The organism is Gemmobacter aquarius (assembly GCF_003060865.1).
Classification (GTDB): domain Bacteria; phylum Pseudomonadota; class Alphaproteobacteria; order Rhodobacterales; family Rhodobacteraceae; genus Paragemmobacter; species Paragemmobacter aquarius.
Window position 1 is genome coordinate 1904230 of the sequence record NZ_CP028918.1, and the last position, 14350, is coordinate 1918579.

General features: G+C 63.6%; 15 protein-coding genes and 1 tRNA gene. 9 read left to right on the plus strand and 7 right to left on the minus strand.

From position 1 onward, the window contains the following. Window position 1 precedes the first annotated feature (1 nt). The 5 genes from HYN69_RS09140 (at window position 2) to HYN69_RS20555 (ending at window position 6404) form a co-directional block, all read left to right on the plus strand. Window positions 2-1012, plus strand: a complete 1011-nt coding sequence (locus HYN69_RS09140) for a branched-chain amino acid ABC transporter permease (protein WP_108435471.1) — start codon at window positions 2-4, stop codon at window positions 1010-1012. Further along, a complete protein-coding gene (locus tag HYN69_RS09145) occupies window positions 1009-2307 on the plus strand; it encodes a branched-chain amino acid ABC transporter permease (RefSeq protein WP_108435472.1) in 1299 nt (432 codons plus the stop codon). The genes HYN69_RS09140 and HYN69_RS09145 overlap by 4 nt, the downstream gene beginning before the upstream one ends. Window positions 2308-2495: 188 nt before the next feature. Continuing rightward, complete coding sequence (locus HYN69_RS09150; protein ID WP_108435473.1) at window positions 2496-4913, plus strand: GcvT family protein; 2418 nt, start codon at window positions 2496-2498, stop codon at window positions 4911-4913. A gap of 93 nt (window positions 4914-5006) precedes the next feature. Then, entirely contained in the window at window positions 5007-5603 is a 597-nt protein-coding gene (locus tag HYN69_RS09155; RefSeq protein WP_108435474.1) for a nucleotidyltransferase family protein, read from the plus strand. Window positions 5604-5765: 162 nt separating this feature from the next. Next, a complete protein-coding gene (locus HYN69_RS20555) occupies window positions 5766-6404 on the plus strand; it encodes a hypothetical protein (RefSeq protein WP_216824584.1) in 639 nt (212 codons plus the stop codon). A 73-nt stretch (window positions 6405-6477) separates the two neighbouring features. Here HYN69_RS20555 and HYN69_RS09160 read toward each other — a convergent pair whose 3' ends face one another. The 5 genes from HYN69_RS09160 to ypfJ form a co-directional block, all read right to left on the minus strand. After that, window positions 6478-8067 carry an ArnT family glycosyltransferase gene (locus HYN69_RS09160; protein WP_108435475.1) on the minus strand — a complete coding sequence of 530 codons (1590 nt, stop codon included), beginning with the start codon at window positions 8065-8067 and terminating at the stop codon, window positions 6478-6480. Window positions 8068-8133: 66 nt separating this feature from the next. Beyond that, on the minus strand, window positions 8134-8349 hold the full coding sequence (locus HYN69_RS09165) for a hypothetical protein (RefSeq protein WP_108435476.1): 216 nt from the start codon (window positions 8347-8349) through the stop codon (window positions 8134-8136). Window positions 8350-8474: 125 nt separating this feature from the next. Further along, on the minus strand, window positions 8475-8651 hold the full coding sequence (locus HYN69_RS20560) for a hypothetical protein (protein ID WP_159082412.1): 177 nt from the start codon (window positions 8649-8651) through the stop codon (window positions 8475-8477). Between the two features lie 156 nt (window positions 8652-8807). Continuing rightward, window positions 8808-8891, minus strand: a tRNA-Leu gene (locus tag HYN69_RS09170). Between the two features lie 87 nt (window positions 8892-8978). Further along, window positions 8979-9827 carry a KPN_02809 family neutral zinc metallopeptidase gene (gene ypfJ, locus HYN69_RS09175; RefSeq protein ID WP_108435477.1) on the minus strand — a complete coding sequence of 283 codons (849 nt, stop codon included), beginning with the start codon at window positions 9825-9827 and terminating at the stop codon, window positions 8979-8981. Window positions 9828-9914: 87 nt separating this feature from the next. On the opposite strand from ypfJ, the gene HYN69_RS09180 reads away from it, so the two are divergent. Next, complete coding sequence (locus HYN69_RS09180; protein ID WP_108435478.1) at window positions 9915-10499, plus strand: YqaA family protein; 585 nt, start codon at window positions 9915-9917, stop codon at window positions 10497-10499. After that, window positions 10499-10966, plus strand: coding sequence for a disulfide bond formation protein B (locus tag HYN69_RS09185; protein ID WP_108435479.1), 468 nt, complete (start codon window positions 10499-10501; stop codon window positions 10964-10966). The genes HYN69_RS09180 and HYN69_RS09185 overlap by 1 nt, the downstream gene beginning before the upstream one ends. A 230-nt stretch (window positions 10967-11196) precedes the next feature. Here HYN69_RS09185 and HYN69_RS09190 read toward each other — a convergent pair whose 3' ends face one another. Continuing rightward, window positions 11197-11952, minus strand: a complete 756-nt coding sequence (locus HYN69_RS09190) for a DUF1684 domain-containing protein (RefSeq protein ID WP_108435480.1) — start codon at window positions 11950-11952, stop codon at window positions 11197-11199. Further along, window positions 11949-13127, minus strand: coding sequence for a deoxyguanosinetriphosphate triphosphohydrolase (locus HYN69_RS09195; protein ID WP_108435481.1), 1179 nt, complete (start codon window positions 13125-13127; stop codon window positions 11949-11951). Before HYN69_RS09195 ends, HYN69_RS09190 begins: the two co-directional genes overlap by 4 nt. A 74-nt stretch (window positions 13128-13201) precedes the next feature. Between HYN69_RS09195 and erpA the strand changes: the two genes are divergently transcribed. Together erpA and HYN69_RS09205 are read left to right on the plus strand one after the other, a co-directional pair. Further along, complete coding sequence (erpA, locus tag HYN69_RS09200; RefSeq protein WP_108435482.1) at window positions 13202-13546, plus strand: iron-sulfur cluster insertion protein ErpA; 345 nt, start codon at window positions 13202-13204, stop codon at window positions 13544-13546. An 87-nt stretch (window positions 13547-13633) separates the two neighbouring features. Next, window positions 13634-14347: a hypothetical protein gene (locus HYN69_RS09205; protein ID WP_108435483.1), complete on the plus strand. Its 714-nt coding sequence runs from the start codon at window positions 13634-13636 to the stop codon at window positions 14345-14347. The last annotated feature ends 3 nt before the right edge of the window (window positions 14348-14350 follow it).

Consider the following 14350-nt stretch of genomic DNA (forward strand, 5'->3'; position numbering starts at 1 on the left):
GATGGATTTTCTGAACGCGTTGATCGCATTCCTCAACTTTGTCTTCGTGCCGGGTCTTGCCTATGGCGCGCAGCTTGCGCTGGGCGCGCTGGGGGTGACGCTGATCTATGGCATCCTGCGTTTTTCGAACTTTGCCCATGGCGACACCATGGCTTTCGGCACCATGGTGACGATCTACGCCACATGGGGGTTTCAGGCCATGGGGATTACCTTTGGCGTGTTGCCGACCGCGCTTTTGGGGCTGCCCTTCGGGATCGCCGCTACGGCGTTGCTGGTTCTGGCGACGGATTGGCTGATCTATAAATTCTATCGCAAAAAGAAGGCTGTGCCGACCATTCTTGTCATGGTTTCGCTGGGCGTGATGTTCGTGATGAACGGGATCGTGCGGCTGTTCATCGGGGTAGACGAGCAGAATTTCGCGGATGGCGGGCGGTTCCTGATCTCGGCCGGTGATTTCAAGGCGATGACGGGGCTGGCCGAGGGGCTGGCGATCCGGTCGACGCAGGCGATCACGGTCGTGGTGGCGGTGGTCGTGGTGGCCTGGCTGTTCTGGTTCTTGCAAAAGACCCGTACCGGCAAATCGATGCGGGCGTTTTCGGACAACGAGGATCTGGCGCTTTTGTCGGGCATCAACCCCGACCGTGTGGTGCAGGTAACGTGGATCATCGCCGCCGCCCTCGCGACGATTGCGGGGGTGCTTTACGGCTTGGACAAATCGTTCAAGGCCTTCACCTATTTCCAGCTTTTGTTGCCGATCTTTGCCGCCGCCATCGTCGGCGGGCTTGGCAACCCCTTGGGCGCGATTGCGGGCGGATTCGTGATCGCGTTCTCGGAAGTCACGGTCACCTATGCGTGGAAGAAGGTTCTGACCTATGTGGTGCCTGAAAGCATGGCGCCGGACAATCTGATCCAGCTGATGTCGACCGATTACAAACTTGCGGTCAGTTTCGCGATCCTGATCCTTGTGCTGCTGTTCATGCCCACCGGGCTTTTCAAGGGGAAATCGGTATGAACCGGACGACGATCCTCTTTGTTGTTCTGGCGCTGCTTTATGCCGGAACCGGGTTCCTGTTCAGCTGGAACCTTGCACTTTCCATCCTGCTGATGGGGCTTTTGTCATCGATCATGGCGCTGGGGGTGAATATCCAGTGGGGCTATGCCGGCTTGTTCAACACCGGGATCATGGGCTTTACCGCGTTGGGCGGGCTGGCAGTGGTGCTGGTGTCAGCGCAGCCTGTCGTTGCTGGCTGGAACGCGGGCGGGCCGGGAATTCTGACGGGGCTGTTGCTTGGCGCGGCCTCGATCGCGCTGGCGGTCTTTGTCTGGAACCGCATGGCGGCGGGGCGCGCGCGGATGCTGACCACGATGGCCATTCTGGTGCTGGGCTTCGTGGTGTTCCGCGCCGTGATCGACCCGTCGGTCATGGCGGTCGAGTCGAACGATCCGGCGACATTCGGTAACCTTGGCGGCTTGGGCCTGCCCTCGCTTCTGGCTTGGCCGGTGGGCGGATTGCTGGCGGCGGCGGCGGCCTGGGCCATCGGCAAGACAGCCTTGGGGCTGCGGTCGGATTACCTTGCCATTGCCACGCTTGGCATCGCCGAGATCATCGTGGCGGTGATGCGAAACGAGGATTGGCTGGCGCGGGGCGTCAAGAACGTGGACGAGTTGCCGCGCCCCTGGCCGGTTCCGTATGAGGTGTTCTTGCAGAAAGACCCCGGTTTCCTTGACTGGGTGACGCGCTGGGGCTTCGATCCGGTGACGGCATCGACGATCATCGTGAAGCTGTGCTACGTCGTGTTGTTCACGCTGGTGCTTCTGGCGATCATCTGGCTGTCGGAACGGGCGCTGCATTCCCCTTGGGGCCGCATGATGCGGGCGATCCGCGACAACGAGGTCGCGGCGAATGCGATGGGCAAGAACGTCACCAAGCGGCATTTGCAGATCTTCATCCTCGGCTCGGCGGTCGTCGGAATCGCCGGGGCGATGATGACGAGCATGGAAGGCCAATTGGTGCCCGGCACCTATAACCCGTTGCGGTTCACCTTCCTGATCTGGGTGATGGTCATCGTGGGCGGGTCGGGCAACAACTGGGGGTCGGTGCTGGGTGGGCTGTTGATCGGCTGGCTTTGGCTGATTGTCGAAAGCCTTGGGCCGGGAATGATGGGTCTTTTGACAAGCGGCTTGGCGGATGGCTGGTTCAAGGCGCATCTGGTGGAAGCGGCGCCGCATATGCGGCTGTTGACGCTGGGGGTCATCCTGCTTCTGGTGCTGCGGTTCAGTCCGCGCGGGTTGTTGCCCGGCAAGTGAGGCTTGGCGCGGCAGCGGGGAATGGCGACCGGGAAAAGCGACGGGTAAATGCGACGGGGCGGACCATGGGGTTCGCCCTTTTGCTTTGCGGGCGACGCTTGGCTTGCGACATTTTTTGTCGCGTTCCGGCATGAGACTTTCAGGCACTGCGGTGAATGTGGCGGCAACATTTTTGCGAGGGATCCCCCATGAAAACCCATACCCGTGTCGTCGTCATCGGCGGTGGCGTCGTCGGCTGTTCGGTGCTGTACCACCTGACCAAGCTTGGCTGGTCGGATGTCACGCTGATCGAGCGGTCGGAATTGACCTCTGGCAGCACGTGGCATGCGGCGGGCGGGTTCCACACGCTGAACGGCGACACCAACATGGCGGCGTTGCAGGGTTATACGATCCGGTTGTACAAAGAGCTTGAAGCGATCACCGGCATGTCCTGCGGGTTGCACCATGTGGGTGGCATCACGCTGGCCGACAATGCCGCGCGGTTCGAGCAGTTGAAGGCCGAACGCGCCAAGCACCGTTACATGGGGCTGGATACCGAAATCCTCGGGCCGGAAGAGATTGCCAAGCTGACCGACGGGATGGTCAACCTCGAAGGGATCGTGGGTGCGCTTTATGACCCGCTCGACGGCCACCTCGACCCTTACGGCACCACCCATGCCTATGCCAAGGCGGCCAAGATGGGCGGGGCGGAAATCGTGCTGCACACCAAGGTGATCGCCACGAACCCGACGCGCGATGGTTGGGAAGTGGTGACCGACAAGGGCACAATCACCTGCGAGCATCTGGTGAACGCAGGCGGGCTGTGGGCGCGGGAAGTAGGTGCGATGGCAGGGGTTTACCTGCCGTTGCTGCCGATGGCGCACCAGTATATCGTGACCGACGACATCCCCGAAATCGTTGCCCGTGGCGGGCGCGAATTCCCGCATGTGATGGACCCGGGTGGCGAAAGCTACCTGCGTCAGGAAGGCCGCGGCTTCTGCATCGGGTTCTACGAAAAGCCCTGCGAGGGGTGGAGCATCGACGGCACGCCCTGGACCTGGGGGCAGGAATTGCTGCCCGATGCATTCGACAAGATTGCCGACTCGATCGAGTTCTCGTACCGCCGCTTCCCCGCCCTGCAGCGTGCGGGCGTCAAGCGCGTGATCCACGGGCCGTTCACCTTTGCTCCTGACGGAAACCCGCTGATCGGGCCGGTACCGGGCTTGCGGAACTATTGGTCTGCCTGCGCTGTCATGGCCGGTTTCTCCCAAGGCGGCGGCATGGGTCTGGCCTTGGCGCAATGGATGATCGAGGGCGAGGTGGAGCGTGATCCGCGCGGCTTCGACGTGTCGCGCTTCGGCAACTGGACCTCGCCGGGCTATACCGTGCCCAAGGTGATCGAGAATTACCAGATGCGTTTCTCGGTCAGCTATCCGAACGAGGAGCGTCCGGCAGCGCGGCCCTTCCGCACCACGCCGATGTATGAAGTCTTCGACAAGATGGATGCGGTCTGGGGCCAGCAATACGGGCTGGAAGTGCCGAACTACTACGCCCTGCCCGGCGAGCCGCGCTATGAGGAGCCTTCGTTCAAACGCTCGAACGCATGGGAGGCGACGCGCCAAGAGGTGCTGGCCGTGCGGAACGGCGTGGGCATCAACGAGGTGCAGAACTTCGGCAAATACAAGGTCACGGGGCCGAATGCGCGGGCATGGCTGGACCGGATCATGGCGGGGGCGATCCCCAAGCCGGGGCGTCTGTCGCTGACGCCGATGCTGGCGCATTCGGGCAAGATCATCGGCGATTTCACGGTGACCTGCCTGTCGGAAACCGAATTCCAGCTGACCGCCAGCTATGGCGCGCAGGGCTGGCACGGCCGCTGGTTCGAGCAGAACATGATGGAGGGCGTGCGCGTCGACAACGTGTCGGATGCGGTGTCGGGCTTCCAGATCGCAGGGCCGCAGGCGCGTGAGTTGCTGTCACGCGTCACACGCTCGGACGTGTCGGGCGAGGCCTTCAAGTTCATGGATGCCAAGCGCATGACCGTGGGCATGGCCAATTGCCTCGTGCAGCGCGTCAGCTACACTGGCGATCTGGGCTTCGAGATCTTTACCGACCACATGTCGGTGCGCCACCTGTGGGACGTGCTGAACGAAGCGGGCAAGGATCTTGGCATCCGCGCCTTCGGGATGCGGGCGATGATGTCCCTGCGGCTCGACAAGTGGTTCGGGTCATGGGGGCGCGAGTTCTCGCCTGATTATACGCCCGCCGAAACCGGGCTCGACCGGTTCATCCGCTGGAACAAGGAGGCCGACTGGATCGGCAAGGCGGCGGCAACGGCTGAAAAGGCGAGCGGGCCGAAGCGGCGTCTGGTCAACTTCGTCGTCGATGCAAACGACGCCGATGTGGTGGCCTGGGAGCCGATCTGGCTGGAGGGCAACGTGGTCGGGTTCTGCACCAGTGGCGGCTTCAGCCACTGGACCGGCAAATCGGCGGCGATGGGCTTTTTGCCTGCCGATAAGGTCAAGGACGGTCTGGAATGCGAGATCGAAATCCTCGGCGAACGGCGCCGCGCAACGGTCCACCTCGCACCCTTGTGGGACGGGGATGGCGCAAGGATGCGCGGATAAGTTTGCAAAGGGGGCCAAGCGCCCCCTTTCTTCATTTTCTGTCCTCAAATATCCTCGGGGGGCATTCTGCCCCCCGACTTTGGCAGGCACAGCATGACCCCGAATATCCTGATCCTTGCCGCAGGGTCGTCCTCCCGGATGCGAGGGGCGGACAAGCTTTTGGAAGTGGTCGAGGGCGCGCCGCTTTTGCGGCGCGTCGCCGGTGTGGCCTTGGCCACTGGCTGTCCCGTAACGTTGGTTCTGGCGGCAGACCGGCCCGCGCGGCGTGCCGCGCTGGATGGTCTGGATGTGGCATCGGTTACTGCTACAGAAGCGACCGAAGGCATGGCTGCGAGTCTGGTGGCAGGTGTGCAATCCTTGCCCGAAGGGTCAGCGGTACTGCTGCTGCTCTCGGATTTACCGCTGATCGACACGCCCGACCTGACCGCGGTGATCGCCGCGTCAGCGGCCGATCCCGCGTGCGTCTGGCGGGGGGCCGATCCTGACGGGACGCCGGGGCATCCCGTGCTGTTTCCCGCCGATTTGCGCGGCGAATTGCTTGGTCTGACGGGGGATGAAGGGGCGAGGTGGGTGCTTGCGCGTCACGCCGCACGGGTGCGGCTTGTCACGCTTCCACAGGGCCATGCGACCACCGATCTCGACACGCCCGAGGCTTGGGCGGCATGGCGCGCGGGCGGCACCGCGCCCTAAGTCGCGGGGCGAGGCCGAAACTTTTCCTTCGGCATGCATGTAAGGATAGATTATCATGCAAGCCTGTGTTGTTCCTATCCGGAGTCATGAGTGATGCCGTTCCCCCGATCCGCTACGCTTGTGTTCCTTGCCGCGCTGCTTCTTTCTGCCTGCGTCACCCCGATGGACGATCTGGCCACGGATGTCGAAGCCTTCACGAAAGCGCCCGATGCTCCGCGCCCCGACCCCGCCGAACACGAGGGCTGCGAGGTCAAGGGAAGCGGCACCTACAACCCCTGCCTGAAGGGCGGAAAGCTTCCCGCATCAACAGATAAAGCGGCAAAGGCGCTTGCGATTCCGTTTCCGTCAGACTGCAGGTACCATCCCTACGAGGTGGAGCAGCGCCATTATTCGCGAGCCGAGCTCGACGCATATGACAGAAGAACTTCGCCAACGGAAAAAGCCTGCAAAGCTTACATGGCTTCCATTGAAGGCCTATTCACAAATCGCGATGACATTCCGCCGGAAGTCCTCACCAAATTCGACACCGCTCACACTATCACAGTATCATTACTCGCCACATATGCGAGCATGGCGATGGCGGCTCCGCCCCCGCAATCAAGACCCACGCCTGAACCTGCCCCCATTGCATCGGGTTCCGGCAGTTGTTCCAACCCCTTTGGCGGGCGGGCGGCGACCCATGGCGAATACATCTGCTCGGATCAAGGAGAGTTGCAGGCCTGCCAGTGCTCGGGCGGTTCATGCGAGATCGTCTTGACAGGTTGGATAGCCTGCACCCAACCGGGCGCGGTTGTCCGTTAGCCGCGTTCGTTCGGGGACAGGTTTCAGCCGGGCAACGATGCCGATGTGCTCGCGGCGTTGGCGGCGTTCCGCCTCAGTCGCGGGTAAAGACCGAGAGCGCGAGTTTGCGGCCATTGCCAAGGGCGATTGCGGTGATCGTCTGCGACGGGCTTCCGGCTTGGCCGAAGGCCGCCTTTTCGCGCTGGTCGATCACGGCGGTGATGCAGCCCGGTTTTGCCCATTCGGCGGCGGCCCCTGCCCCGTCGCTGCGGATTGCGCGGTTTTGCGTCAGAAATACGAGCGAAGGTTCGGTATAGCCTGCAACCACCAAGCGGCAGCCGGCGCGTTCGAGCGCGGCAATGGCGGGGGCGGGCCAAAGCACCGGCATGCGGGCCAGCGTGGGGTAGAAGGCGAAGGACAGCGCAACACCGCAGGCAAAGAGCCCGAGAGTGGCGGCTCCGGTCCGGGATTTCGTTTGCGCGACCAGCAGGAAAGCGGTGGCGGCGAGTAGCGCCAGGGTTCCGGTCCAGTAGGTCCATGCCAGAGTGCCGCCGACTTCGGCCGCGCCATAGATCAGGGCTGCGAGAAGCAGGAAGGGCACGACGGCCAGCGCCCGTGCCAGCCAGCGGTTTCCCGCGCCATAGGTGGTAAAGGACCAGGCGGCCAGCAGCGCCAGCATCGGATAAGTCGGCATGGTGTAATGCACCAGTTTTGTCGGCGTCGCCTCGAACACCAGCCAGAAGGGCAAGATCCAGAGCGCGGCAAAGGCCACGACAGGCGCGCGGCGGTTGCGCCAGATCGCGGGGATTGCGGGGCCAAGAAGGAGGGCTGCGGGCCAGAAGGTCAGCCAGAGGCCGATCAGATAGCTGCCGGGGGGCGCGCCGTGGCTTTCCTTGGCGCCGCCCACTTTCGCCAGCATGTCTTGGCCGACCGAAGCCGTCCAGAACGCCCCGTCAGAGCGCAGGGTGATGGCGACGAGCCACGGCAGGACAAGGGCTGCGGTCAGGGCGAGGCCCCAAATCGGGCGCAGGGCGCGCAGGATCGCAAGGTCGCGGCGCAGCCAGCACAGGCCTGCGAGCAGCGGCAGGGTCACAAGCGGGCCAATCGGGCCTTTCACAAGGATCTGAAACGAAAGCGCCACCCAGAACAGAGCCGCCCAAGGCGCGGGCAAAGCCACCGACTGGCCCTTTCCCGCCGGAAGCCAGAGCCGGGCCAGCACGAAGCCTGCCGCCGTGATGCTGCCCAAAAGGAAGGCATCGGTCTTGGCAAGCCGCATCTCGGCCCCGAGGATGAAACACGACCCCAGCATGACGGCAGCGAGGGTCGCCCCTGCCGGGGTCAGGATGCGGCGGGCGATGCCGTAGGTGAAGCCGACCGCGATCAGCCCGCCCAGAAGCGAGACGAGGCGGTAGCTCTGGATTGCCTGTGGCTGGCCGGTGACCGCCGCCGACAGCGTTTGCAGCCAGTAAATGCCGACCGGCTTCTTGTAACGGCTTTGGTCGGCGAAGCGGATGTCCACCAGATCCCCCGAGCCGAGCATCTGGGCCGAGGATTGGGCGAAAAGCACCTCGTCCCTGTCGACGGGGGGAAGCGAGAAGAAACCGGGAAGGGCAAGGATCAGGGTCAGAAACAGCGCGAGCCAGAGACCCGCGCCCTGCATCATGAGCCTGTCGATCCGCTCCATCCGCCCGCCCCCCGCTGCGCCTTGCGTTTTGCTCGCTATAGCGTGGCAGGCGGGGATTTGAAACTGTCAGCGGCGTTTGCGGGGCGTCAGGTCGAAGCCGAGCCTCGCCTTGGGATAGACCAACGGCGCGCCGTCGGGGCCAAGCAGACGCGAGACACGGTGGCCACCCTCGAACACCTCGTCACCCTTGGTCTTGCCCCATTGGTCCATATCGTTGTCGAACCAGTGCTGGGTCACGTTCAGCATGCCAAGAGTAGGATCGGAAGGATTGCGGATGGTCATGGCGGATACCTTTTGGGCGGATTATCGCCGGTGAATATCGCGCCAAGGGGCGGGCGGCGCAATGCAACCAGCGGATGCGCCGCCCTTATCTTAAGTATTCAAACCAGATCAGTGCGCCGCAGCGGTCAGGACTTGCCGCCCGATTTGCCGCCTTTGGACGCTCCGGTTGCTTTGGGCTCGGATGCGCTCGATGCGGTGTCCTGGCCGCCTTTGCGGGCCGATTCCTGCGCTTTGGCGATACCGCCGCGCTGGTCGTTGGACGACCCCGCTCCTTTGCCGCCCTTGGATTTGTTTCCCGCCATGATGATCCCTTTCGACCGGATGGAAGCTGTCAGGGGAAATGCCTGACGGGCGGCGCGGTTCCGGCGCCAAGATGCCCGGCGAGGGACCGGGGCGGAGAATGGCCGGAATCACACCGCTTCATGCGGCGTGGCTGGCACATTCCATAATCGAAAATATGGTGCGGGTGGTCGGACTCGAACCGACACTCCTTTCGGAAACAGAGTTTGAGTCTGTCGCGTCTACCATTCCACCACACCCGCACTGGGCCGTGTTCTAGGAGGATCGGGCGGGGGAAGTCAAGCGCAAGGGACCGGAGTTTTGGCAAAGCGCCGCGCGCCTGTGGCCTGTCAGAGTGTGCGGGCACCAAACGTATCGCAACTGTCGATTTGGCCCGTATCCTGCCCGGTGGCGAACCAGCGCATCCGCTGGTCGGATGTGCCATGGGTAAAGCTGTCGGGCACGGGGCGGCGGCCTGCGTTCTGTTGCAGCGTGTCGTCGCCGATGCGGGCCGCGGCATTCATCGCCTCGGCGATGTCGCCCGCCTCGATGCTGCCGAACTGCGCCTGCGCGCCCTTGGCCCAGACACCGGCGAGACAATCGGCCATCAATTCGACGCGGACCGAGACGGCGTTCGCATCCGCTTCCGACATGGATTGGCGCATGCGGGTGGTTTCTTCGAGGATGCCGAGTTCGTCTTGCACATGGTGGCCGATTTCATGGGCGATCACATAGGCTGCGGCGAAATCGCCGCCCGCGCCGAGCTGGCGTTCGAGGGTGCGGAAAAAGCCTGTGTCGAGGTAGACCTTTTTGTCGAGCGGGCAGTAGAATGGCCCCGAGGCTTCGGTTGCACCGCCGCAGCCCGACCGGGTGGCGCCGCTGAACAGGACCAGGGTGGCGGGGGTGTAGGGCTGGCCGACCTGGTCGCGGAAGACGGCCTGCCAGACCTCTTCGGTATCGGCGAGGGTGACCGAGACGAATTGGCCGATCTCGCGGTCTTCGGCGGTCAGTTCACGGGTCTGGCCTTGCGGGGCGGTTTGCTGGCCGTCTTGCAGAAGCGGTGTCAGATCGACGCCGAAGAACCAGCCGATCAGGACGACCGCGATTACGCCGACGCCGCCGACCCCTGCCCTGCCGCCCCCGCCCATGCGGCGGCGATCCTCGATATTGTTGCTGCCCCGCCGTCCGCGCCATTCCATCGTGCCATCCTTTCGATAGACCCCGTCACTTGACCTTGATCCCTGCCCGTGATGCAAGGCCCTTGCACAACGCAGGCGAGGGCCGGGATGATCCGAGGACTTTACGACTGGACGCTGCGCTGGTCGGGATCGAAGCAGGCTCCGGTGGCGCTGGGGGCATTGAGCTTTGTCGAAAGCTCGGTCTTTCCTGTGCCCGCGGATGTGCTGTTCGTGCCGATGTGTCTGGCGCGGCCCGAGCGGGCGATGCGCTATGCGCTGATCGCGACGGTCACGAGCGTGCTTGGCGGGATCCTCGGCTGGGCGATCGGGCATTGGGCGTTTCATGCGCTGGCGCTGCCTATACTGGACTTTTACGGCAAGGCTGCGGCCTTTGATGCCCTGAAGGCGCGGACCGGGGATGCGGCGATCCTGACCATGCTTGTAACCTCGGGGCTGTCGCATATTCCGCCGATGAAGGTGGTCACGATCCTGTCAGGGGTGGTTGCCTTCGATCTGAAACTGTTCATCGTCTCGGCCATCGTGGCGCGCGGCGGGCGGTTCTATCTGCTCGCATGGCTTTTGCGCCGGTATGGCGTGCGGATCGCGACATTTTTCGAGACGCGGTTCAAATGGATTGCTTTGGCGGTCTTGGCTGTGGTGGCTGTTCTGGTCGCCCTTTACGAGGTGATGTGATGCTGGAAACGCCCCGAAACAGGCTGGTTGCCATCGCGGCCGGAGGATCGGCGCTTTTGTTGGCGGGGGCTTTCGCCTTTCAGTACATCGGCGGTCTGGCGCCCTGCCAGTTGTGCCTTTACCAACGGTGGCCCCATGCGGCGGCGGTGCTGATCGGGGCTTTGGCCCTGGCGATCGGCGGGCGGGTGCTTCCGGTTCTGGGCGCCATCGCGGCGTTGGCCACGGCGGCGATCGGGGTGTTTCATGTCGGCGTCGAGCAGAAGTGGTGGGAGGGTCTGGCATCCTGCACCGCAAGCTCGCTGGGCGGGGTGTCGATGACCGACCTGCTGAACCCCGATGTGACGGTGGGCGCGGTGATCCGCTGCGACGCGATTGCGTGGCAGATGCTGGAGATTTCGATGGCTGGCTGGAACGCGATCCTGTCGGTCGGGCTGGCGCTGGTCTGGCTGCAGGCCGCGCGGCGCTGATCGCGCGACCCGACGATTTTTCTGCGAAAAATCAGGGCGAAACGGCTAACGTGACCGCTACCGGCCGAAGTCGAATAAAGATGAGTACTTGGGCAAAGGTGAAGAGCAAAAGCATGCGTCTTCATCCTTGCGGCAAATACTCCGGGGGAATCGGCCAAGGGCCGATGGGGGCTGGCCCCCTCACTTTTTGACCGCGGGAGCAGGAGGCGAGATTTTTCGCAGAAAAATCTTCAGGTTAAGGGAATTTTCTCGCCTGCCTCGATGCGGAAGGGGAGGATGTTTTCGCGTGGGGGAAGCGGGCAGATGGCGTGTTCGCTAAACGCGCAGGGCGGGTTGAAGGCGCAGTTGAAATCCAGGGTGATGGTACCGTCGGGGTTTTCGCTGCCATATAGGAAGCGGCCTGCGCCGTAGGTTTCGCCTGCGGTCTTGTCGCGGAAGACGAACATCGGGCCTTCGGCCTTGTGGTGGGCGACGGTCAGGGCGACGGGTTGGCCGTCATGGGTGAATTCGGCGCGGTGGGTTTGCTGCAATGTGACGGTCGCGCCGTTGACCATATCGATGTCGACGGATCGCGGCGTGGCAAGCGGGGTCCACTTTGCGGTGATGCGCCATGCGGGCGTGGCGGGGTAGCGCGGGATTTCGGGGGCTGTGACGCGCTTTCCCAGATCGCGGACGCGGAGCGAGCGTTGGTCATCGACCGTCATGATCTCAAGCAGCAGTCCTGCGGTTTCGAGCATCGGGTTGCCAGTGGTGGCAACGAAGGGGCAGGTTTCGCCAGCGGAGGCGAGGGTCACTTCGTTCCCCTGCGTATGGAGTGTGCCGAGGTAGCCTGGCCCTGCAGAAAGGCGCAGATCGTTTGCGGGGTTGCTGCCGAGGGAATAGCTGGCCTGCCCGATGTCGATGCGGTCGGTCAGGTTCAGCCAACCGTCGGGGGCCGCCAGATCGGCAAGGCGTTGGCGGTGCCAGGCGTCGTAATCGGGTGTCATCGGCCTTCGACGCCTCCGAACAGGCGGGCGTGTTCCTGTATGGCGAAGCGGTCGGTCATGCCTGCGACGTAATCGGCCACGATGCGGGCCAGCGTCACCTCGTCGGTGGCGGCGCGCACATCGGTGCGCCATTCGTCGGGCAGGCGGTCGGGCTGCGCGATGAACAGCGGGAAAAGGTCATTGACCACGCGCGTCACCTTGGCGCGTTCGGCCATGACGCTGGGGGCGCGATACATGCGGTGGAACAGGAACGAGCGGATCGCCTTCAGTTCCTGATAGAGCGGTTTGGAAAAGCGGATCACCGTGGTGCCGAGGTGGCGGATGTCGTCCACGCTTTTGGGTTGCGCGGCCGACAGGCGGTTATGTGCTACGGCAATGACATCTTCGACCATGCGGCCGAACACGCGGCGCAGCGCCTCGTGCCGGCGGCGCATCTTGTCGAGACCGGGATAAAGGGCGTCGACTTCGGCAAAGGCGGGGCCGGTGACGGGCAGGTCCATCAGGTCGGCTTCGCTAAAGAGGCCCGAGCGCAGGCCGTCGTGCAGATCGTGGTGGGAATAGGCGACATCGTCGGCGATGGCTGCGACCTGCGCCTCGGCGCTCGCGTGGGTGGAAAGTTCTAGGTCCCAGAGGGCGTTCACCTCGGCCAGCGCATAGGGGAGCGGGCCTGCGTGCTTCTTGTCGGCATTCGGGCCAGTGACGGGGCCATTGTGCTTGGCGATACCCTCGAGGCTTTCCCATGTCAGGTTCAGACCGTCGAAATCGGCGTAGTGCCGTTCCAGCCGCGTGACGATCCGCAGGGCCTGCGCGTTGTGGTCAAAGCCGCCGTAGGGCTGCATGAGCAGGCCGAGCGCATCTTCGCCGGTGTGGCCAAAGGGAGTGTGGCCAAGGTCGTGGGCCAGAGCGATCGCCTCGGCCAGGTCGGTGTTCAGGCCGAGAACGCCCGAGATGGTGCGGGCGACCTGTGCCACCTCGATCGAATGGGTCAGGCGGGTGCGGTAGTAGTCGCCTTCGTGTTCGACGAAGACCTGCGTCTTGTGTTTCAGGCGGCGGAAGGCCGAGGAATGGATGATGCGGTCGCGGTCGCGCTGGAAGGGCGAGCGGAAGGAGGACATGCGTTCCTGATGCAGCCTGCCGCGGGACTGGTCGGGGTGGCAGGCATAGGGGGCAAGCATGGGCAACCTGTTCTTGTTGAATGGTCTTTCCCCTCCTATATTCAAGGTCACCCCTTTGGACCACGGATTTCATCATGGACCTGCAACTTCCGACCGATTTGCCGCCGCGCGTGACCGACCGCGCCTTTGCCCGCCTTGCCGAGATTTGCGAGGCGACCGGAGAGCAGAAGGCGCTTCGCGTGGCGGTCGAGGGCGGTGGCTGTTCGGGGTTCCAGTATGACATCCGGCTGGACGATGCGGGCGCGGATGATCTGGTGCTTGAAAAGGGCGGGCAAAAGGTTCTGGTGGATGCCGTGTCGCTGCCCTTCCTGCAAAACGCGGTGATCGATTATACGGAAGAGTTGATCGGCGCGCGGTTCGTCATCCAAAACCCGAATGCGACATCGTCCTGCGGCTGCGGGACAAGCTTTTCTGTATGATCTGACAGGATAAATCCTAACCTTGCCCTCGCCCTTGCGGCGTGCTGCGCTATGGTTTCCAGCCTGGCAAGGCGGGACGTGCGGGAAATGGCGGTTGTACTGATGCTCGGCTCTGCGCCGATGGTGACGCGCGCGGCAGACTGGCCGCGCAGTGGTATTGACGCGATAGTTGCGATCAACAACGCGCATGCCGTGCGTCCCGACTGGGATTACCATATCTACCCGTGGGATTACCCCGAGGACCGCCGCCCGGTGCCGAAGGCCGGTCAGGTCACGGTGCTGCAAGAGGATTTCGTGCCCGCGCAGAACGCTTATGGCGGCTTTGTCTATGCGGGAGGGACCATGGCCTTTACCGCTGGCTATTGGGCATTGCATGCGTTGCGGCCAAAGGTGATCGCCGCTTTCGGTTGCGACATGCATTATCCGGCGGGTGCGACGCATTTCTATGGCGCTGGCACTGCCGATCCGCTGCGGGCGGATATCACGCTGCAATCGCTGGAAGCGAAATCGGCGCGGTTGATGGTGCTGGCCGCGATGCAGGGTTGCGCAATGGTCAACCTGTCGGACGGGCCGTCGCGGCTGGTGTTTCCGCGGGTGACGCTTGGGGATTTGCAGGCAAGCCCCCTGCCCTATGACGCAGGTCTTGCCGCAGACGCGCTGAAGCGCGAGGCGGATTTGGGCTATGTCGTGCCATCAGGGCGTTACTGGGAGGAGGCCGACCGCTTCGATCCGGCCGAGTTGCGGGCGCTGGATGCGATGTGGCTGGCGGCGGCGCGGATGCCTGCGGTGGCGATCGCCTGACTT

What these genes read in the sequence shown, in the direction of transcription:
- HYN69_RS09140 (WP_108435471.1), top strand. Translation starts at nt 2, where the DNA reads ATGGATTTTCTGAACGCGTTGATCGCATTCCTCAACTTTGTCTTCGTG.
- HYN69_RS09145 (WP_108435472.1), top strand. Translation starts at nt 1,009, where the DNA reads ATGAACCGGACGACGATCCTCTTTGTTGTTCTGGCGCTGCTTTATGCC.
- HYN69_RS09150 (WP_108435473.1), top strand. Translation starts at nt 2,496, where the DNA reads ATGAAAACCCATACCCGTGTCGTCGTCATCGGCGGTGGCGTCGTCGGC.
- HYN69_RS09155 (WP_108435474.1), top strand. Translation starts at nt 5,007, where the DNA reads ATGACCCCGAATATCCTGATCCTTGCCGCAGGGTCGTCCTCCCGGATG.
- HYN69_RS20555 (WP_216824584.1), top strand. Translation starts at nt 5,766, where the DNA reads ATGGACGATCTGGCCACGGATGTCGAAGCCTTCACGAAAGCGCCCGAT.
- HYN69_RS09160 (WP_108435475.1), bottom strand. Translation starts at nt 8,067, where the DNA reads ATGGAGCGGATCGACAGGCTCATGATGCAGGGCGCGGGTCTCTGGCTC.
- HYN69_RS09165 (WP_108435476.1), bottom strand. Translation starts at nt 8,349, where the DNA reads ATGACCATCCGCAATCCTTCCGATCCTACTCTTGGCATGCTGAACGTG.
- HYN69_RS20560 (WP_159082412.1), bottom strand. Translation starts at nt 8,651, where the DNA reads ATGGCGGGAAACAAATCCAAGGGCGGCAAAGGAGCGGGGTCGTCCAAC.
- ypfJ (WP_108435477.1), bottom strand. Translation starts at nt 9,827, where the DNA reads ATGGAATGGCGCGGACGGCGGGGCAGCAACAATATCGAGGATCGCCGC.
- HYN69_RS09180 (WP_108435478.1), top strand. Translation starts at nt 9,915, where the DNA reads ATGATCCGAGGACTTTACGACTGGACGCTGCGCTGGTCGGGATCGAAG.
- HYN69_RS09185 (WP_108435479.1), top strand. Translation starts at nt 10,499, where the DNA reads ATGCTGGAAACGCCCCGAAACAGGCTGGTTGCCATCGCGGCCGGAGGA.
- HYN69_RS09190 (WP_108435480.1), bottom strand. Translation starts at nt 11,952, where the DNA reads ATGACACCCGATTACGACGCCTGGCACCGCCAACGCCTTGCCGATCTG.
- HYN69_RS09195 (WP_108435481.1), bottom strand. Translation starts at nt 13,127, where the DNA reads ATGCTTGCCCCCTATGCCTGCCACCCCGACCAGTCCCGCGGCAGGCTG.
- erpA (WP_108435482.1), top strand. Translation starts at nt 13,202, where the DNA reads ATGGACCTGCAACTTCCGACCGATTTGCCGCCGCGCGTGACCGACCGC.
- HYN69_RS09205 (WP_108435483.1), top strand. Translation starts at nt 13,634, where the DNA reads ATGGCGGTTGTACTGATGCTCGGCTCTGCGCCGATGGTGACGCGCGCG.